General features: G+C 55.3%; 1 tRNA gene and 2 rRNA genes (1 of these 3 cut by a window edge). All 3 read left to right on the top strand.

What is annotated here, in order from left to right:
- Positions 1 to 2,169: ribosomal RNA gene (locus GKA01_RS13385) — 23S ribosomal RNA — on the top strand (it extends 567 nt beyond the left edge of the window).
- A gap of 86 nt (positions 2,170 to 2,255) precedes the next feature.
- Positions 2,256 to 2,370 (top strand): 5S ribosomal RNA (gene rrf, locus GKA01_RS13380).
- Between the two features lie 52 nt (positions 2,371 to 2,422).
- Positions 2,423 to 2,499 (top strand) — tRNA-Met (locus tag GKA01_RS13375).
- The last annotated feature ends 1 nt before the right edge of the window (position 2,500 follow it).

Below are 2,500 nucleotides of genomic sequence, written 5' to 3'. Positions count from 1 at the left end.
TTCTGTTTGCAGCGAGCTTAAGCCGTTAGGTGTAGGCGTAGCGAAAGCGAGTCTGAATAGGGCGAATGAGTTGCTGGCAGAAGACCCGAAACCGAGTGATCTAGCCATGGCCAGGCTGAAGGTGCGGTAACACGCACTGGAGGGCCGAACCCACGCCTGTTGAAAAAGTCGGGGATGAGCTGTGGCTAGGGGTGAAAGGCCAATCAAACTCGGAGATAGCTGGTTCTCCGCGAAATCTATTGAGGTAGATCGTCGGGTGTTTACCCTGGGGGGTAGAGCACTGGATGGGCTAGGGGGGCCCAAAGCCTTACCAAACCTAACCAAACTCCGAATACCCAGGAGTATAGCCCGGCAGACAGACAGTGGGTGCTAAGGTCCATTGTCGAGAGGGAAACAGCCCAGACCACCAGCTAAGGCCCCTAAATCGTGGCTAAGTGGGAAAGGATGTGGGGATTCCAAAACAACCAGGAGGTTGGCTTAGAAGCAGCCATCCTTTAAAGAAAGCGTAATAGCTCACTGGTCTATTAGAAACCCTGCGCCGAAAATGTAACGGGGCTCAAGCCACGTGCCGAAGCTGTGGGTGCATTCTTTGAATGCGCGGTAGCGGAGCGTTCCGTAAGTCTGCGAAGGAGACGGGGTGACCCTCTCTGGAGATATCGGAAGTGCGAATGCTGACATGAGTAGCGACAAACAGTGCGAGAAACACTGTCGCCGAAAGTCCAAGGGTTCCTGCGCAAGGTTAATCCACGCAGGGTGAGCCGGCCCCTAAGGCGAGGGCGAGAGCCGTAGTCGATGGGAACCAGTTGAATATTACTGGGCCTGCCAGAAGTGACGAATGAGAGATGTTGTCTGTCCTTAACGGATTGAACAGGCTTTTCAATCATTCCAGGAAATAGCTCTGGCGTATAGACCGTACCCGAAACCGACACAGGTGGACTGGTAGAGAATACCAAGGCGCTTGAGAGAACGATGCTGAAGGAACTAGGCAAATTGCTCGTGTAACTTCGGGATAAACGAGACCCGCTCGTGGGCAACCATGGACGGGTGGCACAGACCAGGGGGTAGCGACTGTTTAGTAAAAACACAGGGCTCTGCGAAATCGTGAGATGACGTATAGGGCCTGACGCCTGCCCGGTGCCGGAAGGTTAAGAGGAGGTGTGCAAGCACTGAATTGAAGCCCCGGTAAACGGCGGCCGTAACTATAACGGTCCTAAGGTAGCGAAATTCCTTGTCGGGTAAGTTCCGACCTGCACGAATGGCGTAACGACTTCCCCACTGTCTCCAGCATCGACTCAGCGAAATTGAATTCCCCGTGAAGATGCGGGGTACCCGCGGTCAGACGGAAAGACCCTATGAACCTTTACTGCAGCTTTGCAGTGGCATCAGAGACATTCTGTGTAGGATAGGTCGGAGGCTTTGAAGCCGGGGCGCCAGCACCGGTGGAGCCATCCTTGAAATACGACCCTGAATTTTTCTGATGTCTAACCGAGACCAGTAAGCCTGGTCCGGGACCCTGCATGGTGGGCAGTTTGACTGGGGCGGTCGCCTCCCAAAGTGTAACGGAGGCGCGCGATGGTGGGCTCAGGCCGGTCGGAAACCGGCTGTCGAGTGCAATGGCATAAGCCCGCCTGACTGTGAGAGTGACAGCTCGATCAGAGACGAAAGTCGGCCATAGTGATCCGGTGGTCCCACGTGGACGGGCCATCGCTCAACGGATAAAAGGTACTCTAGGGATAACAGGCTGATCTCCCCCAAGAGTCCACATCGACGGGGAGGTTTGGCACCTCGATGTCGGCTCATCACATCCTGGGGCTGGAGCAGGTCCCAAGGGTTCGGCTGTTCGCCGATTAAAGTGGTACGTGAGCTGGGTTTAGAACGTCGTGAGACAGTTCGGTCCCTATCTGCCGTGGGTGTAAGAGACTTGAGAGGATTTGTCCCTAGTACGAGAGGACCGGGATGAACATACCTCTGGTGCACCGGTTGTCACGCCAGTGGCACAGCCGGGTAGCTAAGTATGGACGGGATAACCGCTGAAAGCATCTAAGCGGGAAACCCACCTCAAAACGAGGTCTCATAGAGCCGTGACAGACCATCACGTTGATAGGCCGGGTGTAAAAGTGCAGTAATGCATGCAGCTAACCGGTCCTAATCGCTCATACTTCTCACAACAAACACATGCACAGAAATCAGCCACACTCACTTCACAAAATGCACCAACCGCCACCCTCTCTCAAAAGACAGGGTGGGCTGGAAGACCTGGTGGCCATTGCGAGGGCCCTACACCCGATCCCATCCCGAACTCGGCCGTGAAATCCCTCAGCGCCTATGATACTGCACCTTAAGGTGCGGAAAAGTCGGTCGCCGCCAGGTCCCCCAGCCTACCCATACACCACACCAAACCCCCAACATCACACAATACCACCGCGGGGTGGAGCAGCCCGGTAGCTCGTCAGGCTCATAACCTGAAGGCCGCAGGTTCAAATCCTGCCCCCGCAACCAA

The sequence above is a fragment of the Gluconobacter kanchanaburiensis NBRC 103587 genome, assembly GCF_007988905.1.
GTDB classification, from domain to species: Bacteria; Pseudomonadota; Alphaproteobacteria; order Acetobacterales; family Acetobacteraceae; genus Gluconobacter; species Gluconobacter kanchanaburiensis.
Note: the sequence above shows the minus strand (reverse complement) of the source record. Positions and strands in the feature narration are given on the sequence as shown.